Genomic DNA, 18,824 nt, shown 5'->3' on the forward strand with positions numbered 1-18,824 from the left:
GCCGTAGCCTGTGGATTTGTTGAAGATCCTTCCTTGCGTTCGCCGGTCACGGATCTTCTGGGATCGGACACAACCTCTGCAGACGGTGCAGAAAATCATTCTTGGATCGGTATAAAATCGTGGCCAGCCCCTGCTCGGATGCTCGTTGGATATTGCCCTCACTGTCATCCACAAACAATGCGTGCTCTGCTTGAGCTCCGACCGCCTCCAGAACATCGGTGAACAGACTGGAATCGCGCTTGCTCTTCCCCTGATAGAAGCTGTTCACGACCCGGTCGAAGTGCTGGAAAAACCCGTGCCGTTCTTCCAGGATGTCCAGCCAGCCGACCTGATCGCTGAGAATGGCGCATTTGCGCCCGGACCTGCGCAGCCGCCGGACTATCTCCAGCATCCAGGGTCGAAGGACAAACCCGTTTAGAATGGTCTCCCGGCAGTGGTCGTTACCGGCCCGGAGGCCGGTTTTTTCCCGCAGTTCCCGCCAGAAAGCCGCTTCATCCGTTCGGCCCACAACGAATCCAGTGCCAAAGACCGTCTCGATCCCAGTCTGGAGCATGAAATCGGGGTCAATGCCTTCGGCCCGGGCCAGTGAGCGCAGGCCGTTGACGAATCCTTCCTCTGCGATCACCCCGCCGAAATCAAAGAAAAACCAGTCATACGGGCAGGGTGCAGAAGCTGTCTGGGACATGGGTCAGTTCCTGTGCGGTTGTGTGAGCGTATCAGCCCCAATACGGGGCTCATCGCCAACTGTGAGCAAAATGGCTGGTTACCGCCTCGCTGGACAAGGCCCCCTGAACTTTGGGAAGGAGGGCTGAGCGATTAGGTGTGAGCAGGCCGTTCTGCAGGGAGGTTTTCAGCTGCCGGATCCGCTCATAGGACTGCTGGATGCGGGAGGCTGGGATGCGGTTTTCACGGACCAGGCCGCTGATAATCTGTATGCACCGCTGGGCAATATCCGGCTCATAAACCAGGTTGTTGCCGAAGATGATCAGGTCTGTTCCGGCCAGGATGGTCCGTTCCAGGGCGGTCTTTAAGCTGTAGCTGTCCCGGATGGCCCCCATCTGCATGTCATCTGAGATGATGACCCCCTCAAAGCCCATCTCCCGGCGCAACAGGCGGTCCAGGGTCTCGGCGGACAGGGTGGCCGGCCAGTTCGGATCCAGGCGGGCGTTGAACACATGGGCGGTCATGACCATATCCGCGTCCGGGGACTGGAACAGCCGGGTATAGGGCTGGAGCTCTCTTTCTGTCCAGGTATCGGTGACATCGGTGAACCCGTGATGGGAATCCCGGGTTGAGCTGCCGTGGCCGGGAAAATGCTTCAGCGCGGTGAGTACATTGTGCTCCCTGTGGGCGGCGATCACTTCAGCTGCGTGGCGGACCACAATGTCCGGATCAGCAGAAAAGCTGCGCCCCAGGCCGCCGATGACCGGGTTGTCCGGGGTGACGTTTACGTCCACCACCGGAGCCAGGTTCAGGTTGATCCCCATCTCGGCCAGGACGGCTGCTGTCTGCTCCGCATGCCTGCGGGTCAGCTCGGGGTGGTTGTGTTTTCCAAGCCGGGCCTGGGAAGGCCTGGGCGGAAAGCCGTATTTTTCCTTCAGCCGGGATACCTTGCCTCCTTCCTGGTCCACGGCGATAAGCAGGGTGTCCTTGCTCGCGGCCTGAAGATCGGCGGTCAGGGCCTTGAGCTGCCCGGGAGAGGCGATATTTCGCTGGAAGCTGCTCCGGGCCACATCGTAGTCGAAAAGGATCACCCCGCCGACCCGGCCCTGGGCAATGTCATCAATGATCGGACTTGTCTTGTCCACTTCCAGGCCCCGGAAGCCGACCAGGAGCATCTCTCCGATCATGGCCTCCAGGTTCTCGTTGTCCTGGGAGCTTGCCGAACATGGCAGTATGAGAAGCCCCAGGAGCAGGAGGCAGGTGAATGTTTTGTTCATTTATGTTTGGGGTGGCTTGTCCGGCAGGGTGCACACCTCCCGGCTGCGGTCAAAAGGTTGTGGTCCGCGGATGATCGTGGCCTTGGTGGCTTTGGCCAGAGACCGGAGCATGCCCTTAAAGACCAGGCCGTGCAGGGGGTAGACTCCGTACCAGTAGGCAAGGCCCAACAGCCCCCGGGGCAGAAAGCGGGTAATCAGCCGGAGCTCACACCGGTCCTGGCCGAGGTCCACTATCTCCAGTTCCATGATGGCCTCCCCGGGCAGTTTCATCTCGGCCATGAGCTGCAGACGCTTGTTTTCTTCCAGGGACAGGACCCGCCAGAAATCCAGAGCGTCTCCGACCCGCAGGTCTGTGGACGTCCGCCGCCCCCTGGCCAGGCCGATGCCGCCGATCATCCGGTCCATGAGCCCGCGCAGGGTCCACAGGATATTTGCGTAGCCCCAGCCCTTCTCTCCGCCCAGGCTGATGATGGACGGCCACAGGGCTTGCGGAGTCGTGGCCAGGGTTGATGTGTAGTTGCACTCCAGAACAGTCCCCCCGGCATAGGAGGCATCCCCGCAGGTCACCCACTCCGGGGGGGTGAGCTCTCCGGCGTCCGACCAGCAGGTGTCCACTTCCTGCTGCTTGATCTTCTGCAGGGCCTGGCGGATGGCCTGGCGGCAGGAAAGCAGGTTCTGGGGAATGAGCTCCTGGATCCGGTTTTCCCGGCAGACGACCCTGTTGCGCAGCCCATCGATCAGAGGCTTGGCTATCCCGGCCGGGACAGGGGTAACCAGGTGGATCCAGGCCGCGCTGAGCTTGGGGGTGAGCAAAGGGACGGGAATGATGATCCGCTTGTGCAGCCCGGCTTCCTGGGCGTATATGTCGAACAGTTCCCGGTAGCTGACGATATCCGGGCCGCCGATATCAAAGGTTTCGCCGGTGGTGGCCTGCACTTGAAGACATCCGGTGAGATAGGTGAGGACATTGCTGACGGCTATGGGCTGGGACTGGGTAAACACCCAGCGGGGAGTGGTCATCACCGGCAGACGGTCCACCAGGTAGCGGACCAGCTCGAAGGAAGCGCTTCCTGCGCCCAGGAGGATGGCCGCCCGGAGGAAGGTGACTGGCACCGGGCCCTGGTGCAGGATGCGGCCGACTTCATGGCGGGAGCGCAGATGCTCGCTTAGATCGTCTGTGTCTTCGCCCAGTCCGCCAAGGTATATGATCCGCTTCAGACCGGTCTTTTCCGCGGCCCGGGTCATGTTGGAGGCCGCCGTACGGTCCAGGTCCTGAAACCTCCCGCCCTTTGCCTGCATGGAATGCACCAGATAGTAGGCGGCCTGGCAGCCGGACAGGGCCTGCTCCAGGGAGGACTGGTCCAGAACATCCACAGCAGCAAGCTGCATGCGCGGGTGCTGGCTGTAAGGACGGCAGGCGAGCTTGTTCACTGATCTGGCCCCGGCCCGGACTGTATAGCCCAGGTTCAGGAGGCGGGGAACGAGCCGGCCGCCCACGTAGCCGGTGGCGCCAAGGACAAGGATCGGTCCGCCATCGGGATCAATGTGTGGCATGGAGATCTCGGAGGGTTTTTGTATGAAAATAATGCTCTAAGGTCTTGTTTTTACAGGATGTGTTATTTTCATGCTTCGTTGTGTCTGCGCATTGGCAGGCATGTGGGTTTGTATGAAGAACTGTTATTGGTTAATAGTTGGGATAATCCAAATCGAAATCGCTATCGCTATCGAAATCGTTTGTATGCTTGGCTGTGCCTGCGCCTTGGCAGGCATGTGGGTTAATAAAAAAAATCCCGCCGAAGCGGGATTGTGAGTATCTGAACAAGGTGTTTGGGGCGATGTTCAGCTCAGCTGATCAGCCAGCTTCTGCTTGATGCTTTGAATATCTCCGGCACCATCGAGCTCGATGTACTTGGTTTTGCCCTGATTGGCCAGATCTTTGAAAAAGTAGGCTGCGGCCAGAGTTCCGCTTTCGGTATCATAGTAAATGTCGTGGCGTTTGTCTATGGCCGCCTCGTCCTGGTCGTCGGAGCGGGCCTTCAGCTCGCCTCCGCACACCCGGCACTTGTCTCCATCCGGCTTAATCGCGTCGATATAGATGTTGTTGGGATGGTTGGGGTCGTTGACGCACAGTCTGCGGCCCATGATCCGGTTCTTGGCCACCTGGCGGTCCAGGGTGATCTCAATGACGTAGTCCAGGCTCATGCCGGCTTCCTGCAGGGCCTCCCACAGCTTTTTGGCCTGAACGATATTCCGGGGGAAACCGTCCAGCAGCCATCCGTTCTTCCCTTTGTCCTTCAAGGTCTCCAGGACCATGGGGATAGTGATGTCGTCTGGAACCAGCTCGCCTTTGTCGATGTAGGCCTTGGCCTTTTTGCCCAGGTCTGTGCCTTGATTGATGTGTTCCCGGAAAATGGCTCCGGATTCGATGTGGGCGATGTTCAGTTTGTCTTTGACCAGGGAGCCCTGGGTGCCCTTGCCGCTGCCGTTGGGGCCGAAAATCAGACAGTTCATGCGCATGACCTCCTTAAGGGAATTTTTTCACAAAGTCATATCCCTGGATCCAGGCGCTGTCAACTGCTGCCTGGAAATGACGGCATCTGCGGTTTTTGGATTGTTATTCCGCGGTCAAGCGCTTGAGCTCTGCGGCAGCATCCATGGGGGAGTTCGCCCCGCATATGGCTGAAACCACGGCGATACCCTCGGCTCCGGCGGCCATGACCTGCGCGGCGTTGCGGGCCGTGATCCCCCCGATGCCCACAGCAGGGAGGTGTTTTTTTCTGCACATTGCGGCCAGGCCTTTGAGTCCCAAGGCCGGCTTGCAGTCCTTTTTGGTCTGGGTGGGGAATATGGGGCCCAGGCCCAGATAGTCCACCGGCAGGGACCGGGCTTCGCGCAGCTGCTCTTCGGTGTTAATGGACAGGCCGAGGACCCGGTTCGGACCGATCAGAGGGCGAACGTCCAGCGGGTGCATGTCATCCTGGCCCACGTGCACGCCGTCCGCGCCGACAGCCAGGGCGACGCCGACCCGGTCGTTGATGATCAGGGGGATGCTGTGCCGGGCCAGAAAGGCCTTCATCTCTTTGGCCAGGGCTACCAGGTCCCGGGTGGGCATCTCTTTTTCCCGCAGCTGGACCAGGGTCACTCCGCCCTGGACCGCCTGCTCCAGGACATGGAAGATGTTTTGCCCCCGGCAGTCGCTGCGGCTGATGACCAGATACAGGGAAGCGTCTACGAAGTTTAGCATAGCAAAGAGGGAGGTAGAGAAGGTGGTTAGTGTTGTTGACAGGGTATCTACCGGACTCTAGAGTACATGGTAAGTTTACCCAGAGCAAGGACCTGCTGATGACCGGATACAAAAACGGATTTTTCCTGCGTCTGTTCACCATCTGCCTGGTTATTGCAACCTGGCCCCTGGCTGCACTGGGTGCATCCCAGACCCAGCTCCTGGATGTCCGGCTTGGGATGCACCAGGGGGCGAGCCGGGCTGTCCTGTCCTGCCGCGGGGCCCGGCCCACAGCCATTGGGCCGCTGACAAACTCGACCTACCCAGTCGTTTTCACCGCCCTGGACCTGCCCGATGCCTGGGAGCCATCCCGTCTTCCGCCTGATTCCTGTTTCACCGGCATCGGGCACGAAGAACGCGGGTCAGGACAGGCGGTGACTGTGCATACCGGCGGGCAAGGGCTGTGGGTAGAAAATGTTGTTCTCAAGGAGGATGCCCGGCCGGATCATTACCGGGTCATCCTCGATTTTTGGCCTGTGGATTCCAAAAACGCCGGCCGGGAAGACAGCTCCCAGTCCCCAGACGGCGAGGTCCCGTCCGCATCCCGGGCAGGCGACGATCTCCGGAGTATTTCCTCCCTGCCCCAGGGAAAGCGCATGCCGGTGCGCAGGGTTGTCGCCCGCGCGGAAACATCGCATGCATCCGGGAGTCCGGATCCTGATCCGCAGCAGACAGAGCTCTTCGGATTCAGGGTGGGTGAGCACCGCGGATATACCCGGGTCGTGGTCGAGGCCAGGGGACAGAAGCCGGAGGGTATTTCCGGGGTGAGAAACGGGACGGTGCGCATTGATATGAGCCGGGTCCTGCTGCACGTGCCCAGGGAGGTAATCGAGGCCAAGCCGCGGGGGAGGCTTCGCAGGGTGCGCATAGAGCAGGACGGGATCCGTCTTGATGTCCAGGCCGGAAGCAAGAAGAGACAGGGGGTCATTCTGGACACCGACCCGCCGCGTTCTGGAGCCTACCGGATCGTGGTCGATCTGGCGGATCAGGGCGGTGCGGGGGAGGAGGCTGGAGCCAAGGGGCCAGCCCGGCAGATCTCAGGGCAGGACAAGGAAAAGGGAACTGGTAGCCGGGAGATCGATGCCCCAGGGGCGGATACCCGGCAGCAAAACCGAGTTCCAACCGTGCGGTCGGTAACCATCGGCTGGCTCCAGGCCGGAGCTGGTCCGGAGCTAAAAGAGGTCCTGGTCCAGGCCCGCCGGGAGTTCCGGGAGCTGATGGGAGATGAATGGACAGTTCATTTTGAGCGGATACCGGACAGGCCACCGGGCTGGGACCTGGGGCGGACCCGGCAAAGCCTGCTCTCAGCAGCCCGGGATCCAGGTCTGGACATGCTGTGGGCCTTTGGGCCTTTGGCTGTCCTGGCTGCGTCCAGACTGGACCTGCATTCTGTACCAGTGCTTGGGGTCAGCCTGTGGGATGTGCCCCACGAGGCCGCACAGACTGATGAGCAGGCTGGGACGGATCTGGTGCTGATTGCCGAGCATGGGCGTGTAGGCCGGGATCTTGAGCATATGCAGCGCATCTTTGGATCCGACAAGGTCAGGGTGCTGGTTGAGGACGGGCTTGTGCAGTCCGTGCCCGGTCTGGAGCAGGATCTGGTCCGCATGGGCCGCGAACTGGGGCTGGAGATCAGCGTCCATCCGATCAGCGGTCCCAATCCCTCTCTGGAGAGTGCTGATTCGCCGGTCTATCTCGCTCCCGGCCTTGATCTGACCCTGGCCGAGCGGACACGGCTGTTTGAGTATCTACATCAGAGGGGTGTGCCGTCCTTTTCCGCTGCCGGGCGCCTGGACGTACAGGCGGGGGCCCTGGCTGGGGCCAGGCCGGAGATCAGAGTCCAGATGGCCAGGCGGACGGCCTTGAACACCCGGGAGATGCTCTGGGGAAGACACCCGCAGGCTGTTGCGGGCAGGCTGGAGACAGAGGACCGGCTGTGCATCAACGCCCAAACCGCCGGGCAGGTGGGGTTTCATATCGGGTTGGATCTTTCCCTGGAGGCGGAGATCCTGCGCTCCGGATCCGGCGAGGGCCAATCCGGGGAGGCTGAACATCCCGTCCTGAGTCTAGAGCAGGCCATGCACCGGGCGGCCCGGGCCCATCCTGACCTGCAGGCCATGCGGGTGGAATCGGATGCGGCCAAGGCCAAGACCGGGCAGGCAGCCGCAGGCTTCTGGCCCCGGATAGAGGGTTCGCTGCGTTCCAGGAGCATAGATAAGGACCGGGCCGAGGCCTCCTTCGGCCTGGTCCCGGAGAACAGGACCTCGGGCCGGATCGCCTTGCGCCAGATGGTTTTCAACGATTCGGTGATCAGCACCTACCGGTCCAGCGGGCACAAGGCCAAACACAAGGAACTGCAGGCCGCCTCCGAGAGGCTGGACGTGATGCACGAGGCGGGGAAGCACTACTGGGCGGTGCTTCAGGCCCGGTCCATGACCCGGATTGAGAGGCAGAATCTTCAGCTGATCCAGGACAACCTGCACTGGGCCAAGGTCCGGCGCAGGGCCGGATATGCAGGGCCGGAAGAGGTCCTGCGCTGGAAGACGCGACAGACCAGGCAGCAGGAGCGGGTCCTGCAGGCCGAATCGGACCTGGAGAGGGCCTGGGTGGCTTTGAACCGGGCCATGGGGACGGATCAGGAAAGGCGCTGGGAGCTTACTGCTGATGCGGAGCGCGGGCTCGACTCCTCCGTCCTTCACCGCGGCCTGTCCGGTATCCTGGACTCCGGCGCGGATACGAACCGGGCGGCGGACTTTGCCCTGCGCGTGGCCGGGCAGAACGCTCCGGAGCTGTCCGGACTGGAAGAAGCCCTGCGGTCGGCACAGATACGGCTGGGAAGCAGGAAGCGCTCTCTATTTGTGCCCAAGGTCGGCATTTCCCTGGAGTTTGAACAGATATTCGACGAGGACCGTCCGGGGGTGGATTTTTCCGCCCCCGGACAGCCGGCTGGCTATCAGCCGATATATCAAGGACTGGCTACCGAGCTGGAGGCCATGAGCGACAACCGGGACCGGCAGGAATGGTCCGCGGCGGTCGAGCTCAGCCTCCCCCTGTTTGAAGGCGGTCGGCGGGTATACGAGATCCGGGAAGCACGGGCCGAAGTGAGCGGGTTGCACAGCCGGTACGCGGGTGTACGGCAGCTCATCGAGCAGCAGGTGCGCAGTGCAGTGCATGCCCTGTCCGCTTCCCTGCCCGGCATGCGCCTGAGCCGCAGAGCCAGCAGCCAGGCGGAGGAGCATCTGCACATCATCCAGGACAAGTACGCCCAAGGTCAGGTGTCCATTCTGGAGCTGCTGGACGCCCAGAACGAATGGCATGTGCAAGAGCAGCGGTTTGCCGCCTCCCGGTATGCCTACGCCCGGGACCTCCTGGATCTGCAGCGGGCCATGGCCTGGATGGAATGTACCAAGACAGATGAGCAAAAGAGCCGCTGGCTGCAGGGACTGCGCAGAGAAGTCGAGGCTGAGGATTGAGGCGGCATGGCCGCGGATGATGCCAAGACCCGGATGCCAAAAATGTATGCAATCGGTTCTTTGATGCAGCCTGTGAAACTTTGGCCCCTGCTTCAAACCGCAAACATATTGGTGTTTGTATGACCATTCCCGTCCGTCTATTCCCTCATCTCATCCTTGTGGTTTTGATATGCACCATGTCGGGCTGCAGCGGCCAGCCGGAATCCGAATCCTCCCCCCGTGCTTCCCGGCCCCGACCGGTGGCGGTCATGACCGTGGCTGAACCGGACGGTGGACAAAAGATCTCCTATTCCGGCCAGATCCAGGCCGGGGTGCAGACCGGGCTCAGCTTTGAGCAGCCGGGAACGATACGGGAGATTGGGGTCCAGAGGGGAGATCGGGTCCAGAGCGGAGAGGTCCTGGCCCGCCTGGATGCCGGGGACTACCGGCGGGCGGTTGCCGATCGCCGGGCCGGGCTGGAGGAGGTCCAAGCCAGGCTGGAGGAGGCCAGGTCCAGCTATGAGCGGGTCAAATCCCTGTTTGAGACCAGAAATGTCAGCCGCAGGGAGCTGGATCAGATCTGGGCGAGGCTCACGGCATTGGAGGCCAGAGAGGAGGCGGCCCGCAACGCCCTGGAGCAGGCCGAGCAGGACCTTGCGGATTGCGTGCTCCGCGCTCCCCTGGCCGGGAGGGTGGCCGAGGTTCCGGCGGAGATCCACCAGACTGTGCAGGCCGGACAGCCGGTGGTGATTGTCAACTCCGGGGATGCCGCCGAGGTCAGCATCAGTGTGCCCGAGGGGGTGATCTCTGAAATCGCAGCCGGAGATCGGGCCGAGGTGCGTCTCGATGCCCTGCCGGACAAGGTTTTCGCCGCCCGGGTGAGTGAGCTCGGGGTCCAGGCCGGGGCCCTGAGCGCCTATCCCGTGGTCCTGGTCCTGGAGGAAGACGATGAACGGATTCGGGCCGGGATGGCCGCCCAGGTTGCTTTGCAGGCCGAAGGCCGGAGGCAGAGGATCAGGGTTCCGGCTCAGGCCGTGGCCGGAGAGGCCGGAGGGTCCAGGTATGTCTGGGTGGTGGACCGCGGGAAAGGGACGGTGCACAAGCAGGAGGTTGGTATCGGGGCCCTGACCAAGCATGGTCTGGAGGTGCTGTCCGGCCTGGACGGCGGCGAAACCGTTGTCCTCCGCGGGGTCCATCATCTGCGGGAAGGGATGGAGGTCAGGGTAATGGATGCCGGCGGGGGATGGAGGCCATGAATCTGGCTGCTCTGTGCCTGAAGAATACCCGTACGGCCTGGGTCTTCTTTCTTCTCCTGGCTGCGGCCGGGGTATGGTCCTATTGGAGCATGCCCAGGCTGGAGGACCCGACCTTTACCATCCGCCGGGCCGTGGTCATTACCGCCTATCCGGGGGCTGCTCCGGAAAAGGTGGAGAACTTGGTCACGGATACCCTTGAAGACAGGATCAGGGAGATGGGGGAGGTGGAGACCATCACCTCCCAGTCCATGACCGGGCTCTCGGTCATCTATGTGGACGTCTACGAGCACTTAAGCGATATGCAGCCCATCTGGCAGCGGCTGCGGAACAAAGTCCGGGACACGATTCCAGCTCTCCCCCAGGGAGCTCGGCGGCCGATGGTCAACGACGAGTTCGGAGACGTGTTCGGCATTCTTCTCTGCCTGACCGGAGAGGGCTACGACAACCGGGAGCTGGAGGACCTGGCCGAAGAGGTCAGGGACGAGCTGCTTGCAGTTCCGGATGTGGCCAAGGTCCTTCTGCACGGTGCGCAGGAGGAACGTATATTTATAGAGTTCTCCAACTCCAGGCTGGCCAATCTGGGCCTTTCTCCCCGCCGGCTGGCCGCACAACTGCAGAGCCAAAACACCCTGCAGCCCAGCGGAAGCCTGCAGATCGGCCCGGAGCGGGTGGTCCTGGAATCCACAGGGGAGTTCACCAGCCTGCAGTCTCTGCGCACCTCCATGCTTACTATCCCGGGACGTCCGGAAACGGTCATGCTGGGGGACGTGGCCGATATCTCCCGCGGTTATGCCGATCCGCCGCAGGAGATGGTCCGCTACCAGGGGCAGCAGAGCATCCTTCTGGCCCTGAGCATGGTGGAGGACGGAAACATCGTCCGTCTCGGACAGCAAATCACGGACAAAATGCCAGAACTTCGGGCCATGCTTCCCGTGGGCACGGACCTGGAGATCTTCATGTTTCAGCCCGAGCATGTCCAGGGGGCGATCCAGGACTTTACCCGCAATCTCCTGCAGGCCTTTGTCTTTGTGGTCCTGGTCATGTTCGCCTTTGTCGGATGGCGGACCGGGGCGGTGGCCGGCTTGCTGGTTCCCATGGCCATGCTGGGGGCGGTGGCTGTGATGCGCCTTCTGGGGGTCAAGCTGCACGTGGTGTCCATTGGGGCCTTGATCATCTCCCTGGGCATCCTGGTGGACAACGCGGTGGTGGTCAGCGAGTACATCCTGGTTCAGCTGTCCAAGGGCATGGAGCGAACCAAGGCCGCGGTCCAGGCTGTGCACAGGCTCTGGCTTCCCCTGCTCACCGCCTCCCTGACCACCATATTCGTCTTCCTGCCCATTCCCCTGGCCCAGTCCATGACCGGGGAGTACACCAGTTCCCTGTTCATCGTGGTCACGGTCACCCTGCTCATGTCCTGGCTTCTGGCCATGAGCTTCGTGCCCCTGATCAGCTCGTTCATGCTCGCAAAGCCCCAAGGACGCACCCAGAGCAGGCATACAAAGGTGAGCAACGCATATGCCTCTGGCCTGGCCGCGTGTCTTGCCCGCCCCCTGGTGTTTCTGCTGGCTGTTGTCTGCCTTATGGGCCTGGCTGTCTGGGGATTCACCTTTGTGCCCAGCATGTTTTTCCCCCCCAATGAGCGGGAGATCGTGGTCATTGACTTCTGGCAGCCGTACGGGACTGATATCCGGGCCACCCGGGACCGGATGGCCCGCCTGGAAGAGTGGATTTTAGAGCACAAGGAGGTGGAGTCCGTCGGCTCATTTGTCGGCTACGGCGGTCCCCGCTGGTATCTGGCCATGGAGCCGGAGCAGTTCAAGCCCAACTATGCCTTTTGTGTGGTCAAGACCAAAACCGTGGACCAGGCCTGGAATCTGCGGGGACGGATAGAAAAAGAGATCCAGACCGCGTTTCCGGACAGCCGGGCCTCTGTTCGCCTTTTGGAGCGCGGCCCTCCGGTGGGGGCTCCGATCCAGGTCCGGATATCCGGGAAGGACAAAGAGACCCTGTTCGCACTGCGGGACAGGATCGAGGCGCATATAGCCGATCTCGAAGGTGTGACCTCGGTCTGGGACGATTGGGGAGAATGGACCAAAAAGCTGGTCCTGGAGGTGGATCAATACCGGGCCAAAAAGGCCGGGATCTCTTCCGAGGACATCGCCCAGTCTTTGTATGGTCATTTCTCCGGGATCGAAGTCAGCGAGTATCGGCAGGAAGAGGACATCATCCCCATCATCCTGCGCTCAAAGGAGAGTGTGCGCAAGGATCCGGGGGGCATAAGCGGCGTGCAGGTCTACTCCTCAGCCCAGAGGCACAGCGTGTCCCTGGGCCAAGTGGCCACGCCCAGACTGGACTGGCAGCCGGGAAACATCCGTCACCACAACTGCCGGCGGACTTTGACCGTGAAGGCGGATGTGGCCCCGGGCTATTTCCCCAGCAGTATCCTGGATGAACAGATCAGGCCCCGGCTGCGAGAGATGCAGGAGGCCACGGACTGGCCCTGGGGATTTGATATCGCCTATGGCGGGGAACATGAGGAGTCGGCCCAGGCCAACCGGTCCATCCTGGTCAACGTGCCCCTGGCTTTGGGGCTGATCGCCTTTATCCTCATAGTCCAGTTCAATTCCCTGCGCCGGGTGGGGGTGATTCTGCTCACCCTGCCTCCGGCTGTGATCGGGGTTGTGGGCGGCATGCTCCTGACCGGCTCACCGTTTGGATTCATGGCCCTGCTGGGCATGATCAGTCTGGTGGGTATCATTGTAAACAACGCGATCATGATGATTGACCAGATCGAGGTCGAGCAAGAAACAGAAGAGAATGCGCTGCAGGCAGTGCTGGAGGCGGCCAAGGTGCGCCTGCGGCCCATTGTCATGACCGCCTGCACCACCATCCTCGGTCTTCTGCCCCTGGCCCTGCAAGGAGGTGAGCTTTGGCGGCCCATGGCCAATGTGCTCATGTTCGGCCTAGCCTTCTCCACCCTGCTTACCCTGTTTTTGTGTCCGGTGCTGTACGTCCTGGTGTTTAGGATCAGGGAGTGAGCCAGATGATCCCGGCCTGGCGGCCGAGTGTCTTATCCCGGCGGTAGGAGAAAAAGAGCCGGCGCAGGGAGAAGGTGCACAGATCCAGGCTGAAGATGTTTTCCACAAGCAGGCCGGCCTGGATAAGCTGGTCCCGGCTCATCCGCCAGAGGTCCACAGTTCGGGCTTGCGGGTGAAAGTAGTCCGCAAAGTCCGGTCCCCATTCTGCATCAAAGTTGACGAACTCGCTTTTTCCCGGACCCAGGCTGGGTCCGCGCACAGCCATGATATCTTGGGGCAAGACCCCGTAATTCTCGCACAAACCCTGCACCCACAGCCCGGGGGCACCAGCCCGGCTGGCCCGCCAGCCCACGTGCAGGGCGGCCACGAACCGCCCCTGGCTGTGGGCCAGAAGCAGGGGCTGGCAGTCGGCCACCGAGGCCACCAGGGCCTGCCCCGGCAGGTCTGTAGCCAGGGCATCGGCCCTTGGCCTGGCCGCTTTGTATTGCCTGTCCGGATCGGAAATCACGGCCATGTCCGTGCCGTGGACCTGCTCCATGTCCAGCCAGGAGGGGGCGGCCAGCATTTTTTTGATCTGGGGCCTGCGGTCTCCGGATTCGGTTCGATGGGCTCCAAAGCGGGTGGTGAACCGGCACTGCACGCGATCCAGGCCGGGGAAGGCAAAGGGGATATGGGTTGGCTGATGTAAATCTTGGTTCATGCCAGCAGGTTGACAGGAGCGCACAGGCCAGTCAAGAGAAAAGAGAGCACTCATCTGAGTGAGACAGTAATTGTACAGCGACACTTTGATATGGCCTTGCCGGGGATTGGTCCGTGGCCACGATTTTGGCCGACGCATCCAAGGCTCGCTCCGGGCGCTCGGCCCTCACTGCATTATGACCGCGGCTGACTACCTGTTTGGGGGCTCTTGAATTTGTGAGGTCCGACCGCTTATCCTCCACTTCGCCAGGAAGCGTTGCCGGCCGTAAATCGAAAAGCCACGGACCCAATCCCCGGTTTCGACCAAGGATACTGTGAGTTCAGGAAAATGTCGTTGTATTGGTAAGGACTCTTGCTTTTGCAAATCTATATCGGCGGGAGATGTGCATGAAGCTGTATTCCTGGAACGTGAACGGCTTTCGGGCTGTGGTGGACAAGGGCTTCTGGGACTGGTTCCGGCAGTGCGACGGGGACGTGGTCTGCCTGCAGGAGATCAAGGCCGAGCCGGAGCAGGTGCATGAAAAGCACAAGGAAGTTGACGGCTATACCCAGTACTGGAACCCGGCCCAGGTGAAGAAGGGCTACTCCGGGGTGCTGTGCATGACCAGGATAGAGCCGCAGAGCGTGGTCTACGGGCTGCCTCAGGAACGGTTCCAGGGCGAGGGGCGCCTGATCCAGATGGAGTTTGCGGATTTCTATCTGTTCAACGTCTATTTCCCCAACGGCAAGATGAGCGATGAGCGGCTGCAATACAAGATGGATTTCTACGACGCCTTTCTGGAGCACGCCCAAGAGCTGCGTCACAACAAGCCCATTGTGGTCTGCGGGGATGTGAACACGGCCCATACCGAGATCGATCTGAAAAACCCCAAGGCCAATGAAAAGGTGTCCGGGTTTCTGCACATTGAGCGGGAATGGATCGACAAGTTTCTGGCCGCAGGGTATATCGATACCTTCCGCATGTTTGTTTCCGAAGGCGGGCACTACACGTGGTGGACCTACCGCTTCGGGGCCAGAAAGAGAAACGCGGGGTGGCGGATCGACTACTTCTTTGTCTCCGAGGAGCTGCGGGACAGGGTCAAAAATGCATGGATCGAGTCCGAGGTCATGGGCTCGGATCACTGCCCCATCGGGTTGGAGCTTGCCTAAGCAAAGGCAGTGCTGAGATGAGGGCGCCTGCCGGAAAAAGCCGGATGCTCACTCCTTCGCCGCTGCGGCGGTGAAAGCTTCCCGATAAAGAACCAGGCCAGTGGTCCCAGGACCACTGGCCTGGTTCTTTATTGAGCCGTATTCTCTTTTTGGGGCAATGGCCTGGAGAACTCCCGCTCCACGGCATAGCGGTGACAAGGACCGCTGTTCCAGGTGCAGAAGGGATAGAAGCGGCCGTTCGGGGCCGCATAGTGGATCACGCAGTGCTGGACCCGGTCCAGCTCAAAGTTGTAGGCATCCTGGAAGTGCATAGCCGCCAGGAGCATAACGTCGAAACGCTGGCCCATGACGTGGAAGAAATGGCCGCGTTCCGGCCTGTTAATACTACCGGCTTCGATGAAGGTGTTCACAAACTCCAGGAGCTGGTCGAAGTCCAGGCCCTCTGGGGCCTTTTCCGCATAGAAGTGCTTTTTCAGCTTGCGCATGAGCTGGAACTTAGACCAAGGCTTGCGCCAGGAGTTCTTTTCCAAGGCCTCGGCTTCAAGCTCGATATCATTCATTGCCGCCTGGATATCGAAGAATTTGGTCAACGGTACTGCCTGCTTGGTATTTCGGTCTACCAGAAGATAGGAAGCCACCCCGCAATGCGGATGACAGTTGAAATGGTTCTGTGGGGTCTTCTTGATGGCCTCCACCAGCCGGCTGATAGGATTGACAATGGAGTACGGATACCAGTCCTCGTACATATCCAGGATTCCAGACTGTTCCTGAATGTCCTTGGCCATATCGGACATGGTGTAGCGCATCTCTTTGCGCTGGGACTCGTCATACCTGCCGGTCAGGGAAACCGGCTGAAAGCTGACGGCAGTGATGACATCACTGTTTTCGACCGCAAACTCCAGGATCTTGCCCACCTGGTGATCATTTAAACCCGAAACAATGGTCGGCACCAGGGTGACCATGATCCCTTCCTCACGCAGATTCTCAATAGCCTGCATCTTGGTTTCCAGCAGCGGCCGCCCCCGGCACTCTTTGTAGATGTCGTCGCTTAAGCCGTCGAACTGCATATAGACGACATTCAGTCCGGCTTCGGCGGCCTGGGCCGTGAACTCCTTGCTTTGGGCAAACTTGAGTCCATTGCTGGCTACCTGGATATCCAGCACGCCCTTTGCCTTGGCCATGCGCACGGCCTGGATGAAGTCGGGATGAATAGTGGGTTCACCGCCGGCGTACTGGATGCTGAGCGGGGCTCGAGGGCGAATGGCCATGCTCTTGTTGAGCATTTCTTCCAATTGCTCTAGGCTCAGTTCAAAGACATGCCCGCTGGCGTTGGCATTGGCAAAACAGATAGGACAGTTCAGATTGCAGCGGTTGGTCAGATCGATATTGACCATGCACGGAGTGTTCACGTGCCGACTGCACAGGCCGCAGTCAAAGGGGCAGTTGCCGTTGGTCTGCGTATGCGGTGTCTCCACCCCGGTGGGGAGCTCGAAGTGCCTCTTTCTGCGCTGTAGAAAGAAGTGCACGTCTCGGTCCACCAGTTCATTCCACTGCCCATGTTCCGGACAGTTCTTGAACATCCAGACCTGTCCGGAATCTTCATACAAAACAGCATCCAGCACCTGTGTGCATTCAGGGCAGATGCTTTTGGTCTGAGCCGGCAGCTTCCAGGTACTGTCTCTGGTCCGTACAGGAGAAATGTCTTTTTCAAACAACATACCTCCTCCTTGGTCCGATGTATTTTTGCCTGCCCGCCTTGGGTTAAACCTTGTTTTTCCTATAATCAAATAAGTGTAAGAGTTGGGGCAGGCAGTCGCATGATCCAAGCCTGGTTTGATTTTGTTTTTCAAAAGATTATAACTTACTTTATGTACTATAATGCAGCTGCCCAACAGGATCAAGGGCAAAAACGTATTTGAGAGGAGATGCGATGGCAAAAGACACCGGTGTTGCAGGTCATGCAGCAGGTGATATCCTGGCCCGGCTCAGAGGGGGGCAGCCCCTGGTGCACAGCATCACCAACTATGTGGCCATGAGCTTTACGGCCAATGCCCTGTTGGCTCTGGGGGCCTCGCCGGTTATGGCCCATGCCCGGGAAGAGGTGGAGGAGATGGTCTCTTTGGCTGAGGCCTTGGTTTTGAACATCGGGACCTTGAGCCGGGACTGGATCGAGTCCATGCTGATTGCCGCAAACATGGCCGCAAGGCATGGTACGCCGGTGGTGCTGGATCCTGTAGGCTCCGGAGCTACCTCATTGAGGACCCAAACTGCCAAACGGATTGCAGGGAGTGGCTGGGTCAGCTTGGTCCGGGGCAACGCCTCGGAGATTCTGTCCCTGGGCAGCACGTTAGGCCGTGGCAAGGGGGTCGATGCCGCCCACTCGGTTCAGGAAGCGGAGGAGACAGCCCGGATATTGGCTGCAGAGCTGCAGACCGTTCTGGCTATTACCGGTCCCCAAGATTACATTACCGATGGTCGGCGCTGGGTCTGGGTAGAGAACGGCCATCCCCTCATGGGCCGGATTACCGGGACCGGCTGCGCGGCCTCGGCTGTGTGCGCAGCGTTTATGGCCATGGAAAGGGATACGCTCAAGGCTGCGGCTGCGGCTCTGGCCTTTTTCGGACTGGCTGGGGAACGGGCCGGAGAGGCCGCTTTAGCTCCGGGAAGCTTTCAATACGCGCTGCTGGATGCCCTCTACAGCATTACTGCCAACGATCTGGCAGCCAAAGCCAGAATAAACGGTCCGGATTTATTCTGAAATCCGGACCGTGGAATATCCGGAAGGATCAGATCATATGTCCCAGAAAAGACACATCAGCTCGTACGAGGATCTTGCCGAGTCTTTGGTAGAGGAAACCCTGCAGGAGGCCGCGGATACCTTTTTCGGGCAGCGCAAAAGCATCGAGCAGGAGCTTGAGCTTTACAGCCGAAAGGTCCAGGAGCTAAAAAGCATCCTCTTGCGGGTGCAGACTCGGCAGGCCAATCTGCACTTTGTGCTGGCCGAAGGACATAGCCGGGCTGTAGAGGATTTTTATCGCCAGCTGCAGATTGATCCGAAGCAGGTCCCGGAGCCGGAAGGCGTATCTCCAGATCTGCGCCTGCTGGAGCCTGCATTCGCCCTGCGGACGAAGTCCAGATATGCCAAGCTGCTGCTGCGGACGTATACGTTCTTTGCTTCCCAGGCAGAGGAGTATATGCACGGCCGCAGCTACAAGGACCCTGAGGATCCGCGGCGACAGCGGATCACAGTCAACTACGACCAGGTGTACGCGTTCTACAAGCAGCTTGCCGAGAAGATCCGGAAGACGAATCAGGAAAGCTCGCCCACAGAAGTTCTGCAGTTTGCCAAGAAGCTGGACATAGAACGCTCGGCCAAGGAGTCTCTGGTCGGGACTCCCCTTAACTATTCATTGGATGAGGAAATGGCTATCCCTCAGCCGGATTTTGCGCAGAGCGGTCTGGCAGCCTATCCAGACTTCCCGGATCCTGAGAAAGCAAAGAAAATAGTTGTGGATTTTGCGCATCACATGCTGCGCAGGTATCCTGAGCAGGTCCGGACGGTCCTGGACAGGGTCAAGAAGCACGAGGGGGCAAACGAAGACTCGTAAGACCGTATGCTCAGGGGATCGCCGCGGCCCGGCCCGTTTTGCATAGAAAAAGCCCTGACGGATGACCGTCAGGGCTTTTTTCGCAGCCTGGGCCTGAAACCTTATTTTTTCAGACAGGAGTTTCAGGAATCGATTGCCTCTGCGGTCAAATTAGCAACAATTACAATGCGTTGCATACATATAAATTGTAGAACCTATGCCATTACAAGATTGAATGCCATCTGAGCTCAATAAAAACGGTGTGTTGTAGTAAAAATGCTTGACATGTAGAACCTATGTGATAAGCTCGCTGCATGCCGCATTTATACAAGAAGACATCCAGCGGTCGAACCTATTGGTATCTCCGCGAGACACATCGGGTTCAGGGCAAGGTCAAGGTTAAATGGCAGAAATATCTTG

At 59.9% G+C, this 18,824-nt stretch carries 13 protein-coding genes; 6 read left to right on the forward strand and 7 right to left on the reverse strand.

The window, feature by feature from the left end; genetic code table 11:
• Positions 1-46 precede the first annotated feature (46 nt).
• From N902_RS0109465 to thiE, 5 genes are all read right to left on the reverse strand, one after another.
• Positions 47-685, reverse strand: a complete 639-nt coding sequence (locus N902_RS0109465; protein WP_027370748.1) for an HAD family hydrolase — start codon at positions 683-685, stop codon at positions 47-49.
• 49 nt (positions 686-734) lie between these two features.
• Positions 735-1,940 (reverse strand): glycoside hydrolase family 3 protein, encoded by a 1,206-nt coding sequence (locus N902_RS17240; RefSeq protein WP_153304184.1) that lies wholly within the window; start codon positions 1,938-1,940, stop codon positions 735-737.
• On the reverse strand, positions 1,941-3,494 hold the full coding sequence (locus tag N902_RS0109475; protein WP_027370749.1) for an SDR family oxidoreductase: 1,554 nt from the start codon (positions 3,492-3,494) through the stop codon (positions 1,941-1,943).
• Between the two features lie 285 nt (positions 3,495-3,779).
• Positions 3,780-4,451, reverse strand: a complete 672-nt coding sequence (locus N902_RS0109480; protein WP_027370750.1) for an adenylate kinase — start codon at positions 4,449-4,451, stop codon at positions 3,780-3,782.
• Positions 4,452-4,554: 103 nt separating this feature from the next.
• Positions 4,555-5,184 (reverse strand): thiamine phosphate synthase, encoded by a 630-nt coding sequence (thiE, locus tag N902_RS0109485; RefSeq protein ID WP_027370751.1) that lies wholly within the window; start codon positions 5,182-5,184, stop codon positions 4,555-4,557.
• A 98-nt stretch (positions 5,185-5,282) separates the two neighbouring features.
• Here thiE and N902_RS0109490 point away from each other — a divergent pair, with 98 nt between their 5' ends.
• The 3 genes from N902_RS0109490 (at position 5,283) to N902_RS0109505 (ending at position 12,969) form a co-directional block, all read left to right on the forward strand.
• The gene (locus N902_RS0109490; RefSeq protein WP_027370752.1) at positions 5,283-8,696 is read left to right on the forward strand and encodes a TolC family protein; all 3,414 of its coding nucleotides are present in this window, start codon (positions 5,283-5,285) and stop codon (positions 8,694-8,696) included.
• Between the two features lie 119 nt (positions 8,697-8,815).
• Positions 8,816-9,931 carry an efflux RND transporter periplasmic adaptor subunit gene (locus N902_RS17250; RefSeq protein WP_034622409.1) on the forward strand — a complete coding sequence of 372 codons (1,116 nt, stop codon included), beginning with the start codon at positions 8,816-8,818 and terminating at the stop codon, positions 9,929-9,931.
• Positions 9,928-12,969: an efflux RND transporter permease subunit gene (locus N902_RS0109505; protein WP_027370753.1), complete on the forward strand. Its 3,042-nt coding sequence runs from the start codon at positions 9,928-9,930 to the stop codon at positions 12,967-12,969. The genes N902_RS17250 and N902_RS0109505 overlap by 4 nt, the downstream gene beginning before the upstream one ends.
• Here N902_RS0109505 and N902_RS0109510 read toward each other — a convergent pair.
• Positions 12,959-13,669 (reverse strand): purine nucleoside phosphorylase YfiH/LACC1 family protein, encoded by a 711-nt coding sequence (locus tag N902_RS0109510; protein WP_027370754.1) that lies wholly within the window; start codon positions 13,667-13,669, stop codon positions 12,959-12,961. The genes N902_RS0109505 and N902_RS0109510 overlap by 11 nt on opposite strands.
• 386 nt (positions 13,670-14,055) lie before the next feature.
• Here N902_RS0109510 and N902_RS0109515 point away from each other — a divergent pair, with 386 nt between their 5' ends.
• On the forward strand, positions 14,056-14,817 hold the full coding sequence (locus N902_RS0109515) for an exodeoxyribonuclease III (RefSeq protein ID WP_027370755.1): 762 nt from the start codon (positions 14,056-14,058) through the stop codon (positions 14,815-14,817).
• A 128-nt stretch (positions 14,818-14,945) separates the two neighbouring features.
• Here the strand turns inward: N902_RS0109515 and tes are convergent, their stop codons facing one another.
• The gene (gene tes / locus N902_RS0109520) at positions 14,946-16,535 is read right to left on the reverse strand and encodes a tetraether lipid synthase Tes (RefSeq protein ID WP_051564480.1); all 1,590 of its coding nucleotides are present in this window, start codon (positions 16,533-16,535) and stop codon (positions 14,946-14,948) included.
• 212 nt (positions 16,536-16,747) lie between these two features.
• Here tes and thiM point away from each other — a divergent pair, with 212 nt between their 5' ends.
• On the forward strand, positions 16,748-17,575 hold the full coding sequence (gene thiM / locus N902_RS0109530; RefSeq protein WP_034622411.1) for a hydroxyethylthiazole kinase: 828 nt from the start codon (positions 16,748-16,750) through the stop codon (positions 17,573-17,575).
• A gap of 37 nt (positions 17,576-17,612) precedes the next feature.
• Complete coding sequence (locus N902_RS18745; RefSeq protein ID WP_027370758.1) at positions 17,613-18,425, forward strand: hypothetical protein; 813 nt, start codon at positions 17,613-17,615, stop codon at positions 18,423-18,425.
• The last annotated feature ends 399 nt before the right edge of the window (positions 18,426-18,824 follow it).

This window comes from Desulfovermiculus halophilus DSM 18834, assembly GCF_000620765.1.
In the GTDB taxonomy this organism is placed as follows: Bacteria; Desulfobacterota; Desulfovibrionia; order Desulfovibrionales; family Desulfothermaceae; genus Desulfovermiculus; species Desulfovermiculus halophilus.

Coding starts and splice junctions, on each gene's coding strand:
- N902_RS0109465 (WP_027370748.1), bottom strand. CDS start 685: ATGTCCCAGACAGCTTCTGCACCCTGCCCGTATGACTGGTTTTTCTTT.
- N902_RS17240 (WP_153304184.1), bottom strand. CDS start 1,940: ATGAACAAAACATTCACCTGCCTCCTGCTCCTGGGGCTTCTCATACTG.
- N902_RS0109475 (WP_027370749.1), bottom strand. CDS start 3,494: ATGCCACACATTGATCCCGATGGCGGACCGATCCTTGTCCTTGGCGCC.
- N902_RS0109480 (WP_027370750.1), bottom strand. CDS start 4,451: ATGAACTGTCTGATTTTCGGCCCCAACGGCAGCGGCAAGGGCACCCAG.
- thiE (WP_027370751.1), bottom strand. CDS start 5,184: ATGCTAAACTTCGTAGACGCTTCCCTGTATCTGGTCATCAGCCGCAGC.
- N902_RS0109490 (WP_027370752.1), top strand. CDS start 5,283: ATGACCGGATACAAAAACGGATTTTTCCTGCGTCTGTTCACCATCTGC.
- N902_RS17250 (WP_034622409.1), top strand. CDS start 8,816: ATGACCATTCCCGTCCGTCTATTCCCTCATCTCATCCTTGTGGTTTTG.
- N902_RS0109505 (WP_027370753.1), top strand. CDS start 9,928: ATGAATCTGGCTGCTCTGTGCCTGAAGAATACCCGTACGGCCTGGGTC.
- N902_RS0109510 (WP_027370754.1), bottom strand. CDS start 13,669: ATGAACCAAGATTTACATCAGCCAACCCATATCCCCTTTGCCTTCCCC.
- N902_RS0109515 (WP_027370755.1), top strand. CDS start 14,056: ATGAAGCTGTATTCCTGGAACGTGAACGGCTTTCGGGCTGTGGTGGAC.
- tes (WP_051564480.1), bottom strand. CDS start 16,535: ATGTTGTTTGAAAAAGACATTTCTCCTGTACGGACCAGAGACAGTACC.
- thiM (WP_034622411.1), top strand. CDS start 16,748: ATGGCAAAAGACACCGGTGTTGCAGGTCATGCAGCAGGTGATATCCTG.
- N902_RS18745 (WP_027370758.1), top strand. CDS start 17,613: ATGTCCCAGAAAAGACACATCAGCTCGTACGAGGATCTTGCCGAGTCT.